Genomic DNA, 827 nt, shown 5'->3' with positions numbered 1-827 from the left:
TTTACGGAATTAGGTCGACCACTTACCCAAGTTACGCCTTAAATTTGGCTCAATTAGGGGCGCTTTGCATTTCAAATCTTTGTGCAACAAAGCCAGTCGTAACTATACCTTTTGTAGTAGGCATCACTTTTTCTTTATGATACTCCTCTATACTTTTAGGCAAGGATACTTTTACAGGATTCTTTCTAGAAGAAATGATTGAAGAATCAATCGTTTTAATAACGATATAATCTTCCACATTAGGTGGCTTAGCTAAAATTTCCACAGTTCGATTTGGTGAACCCTGAAATATAAATAAACCATCTTTATCTGTTTTATTTGTATTTTCTCTCGATGAACCTTTATAGCGTGATTTAACTTTTAAATTAATGACATATTTTCCTGAAGCATCATAAATTTTTGATGTTATGGTAACTAAATTGCTCATCATTCGACATCCTCTTCAGTATATACATCATCCTCTAAATCCCTTTCTTCTATCTCATTCAATAGTTCATCAATACTTTCATTATCTAAGTCTTGAATGAGATGAGTTTGTAAAGAATTAAATCCTAAAGCCACGAAATCTGTGGGTTGAGAGGTATAGAATCTTAAAGTACTTAATTGATTATTTTCATTTAATACAGACTTCTTAGTTTTAATTAAGTTCCCATCCAACTTATTTAGAATAAAAATTTCTTTTTCTCCTGCAGACTGGTTAGTCCACTGATAGTTAATTTTATTACTGAATAATAGACCTCTTGCGAAAGTAAAAACCACCTCAATATAAATTTCATGAGATATCAGAAATTAAATCGTTTTTCAGATTCTGAATTCAAACGCTTGGT

2 protein-coding genes are annotated in these 827 nt (G+C 31.3%); both read right to left on the bottom strand.

Annotated elements, in window-relative coordinates; all coding sequences use genetic code 11:
- Positions 1-49 precede the first annotated feature (49 nt).
- On the bottom strand, positions 50-430 hold the full coding sequence (locus F893_RS00960; protein WP_415867339.1) for a hypothetical protein: 381 nt from the start codon (positions 428-430) through the stop codon (positions 50-52).
- Positions 427-759 carry a hypothetical protein gene (locus F893_RS00955; protein WP_005249606.1) on the bottom strand — a complete coding sequence of 111 codons (333 nt, stop codon included), beginning with the start codon at positions 757-759 and terminating at the stop codon, positions 427-429. Before F893_RS00955 ends, F893_RS00960 begins: the two co-directional genes overlap by 4 nt.
- Positions 760-827: the final 68 nt, after the last annotated feature.

Origin of the sequence: Acinetobacter sp. CIP 102136 (assembly GCF_000369685.1) — a bacterium.
Taxonomy (GTDB): domain Bacteria; phylum Pseudomonadota; class Gammaproteobacteria; order Pseudomonadales; family Moraxellaceae; genus Acinetobacter; species Acinetobacter fasciculus.
This window is presented reverse-complemented; position numbering and strand designations above follow the sequence as displayed.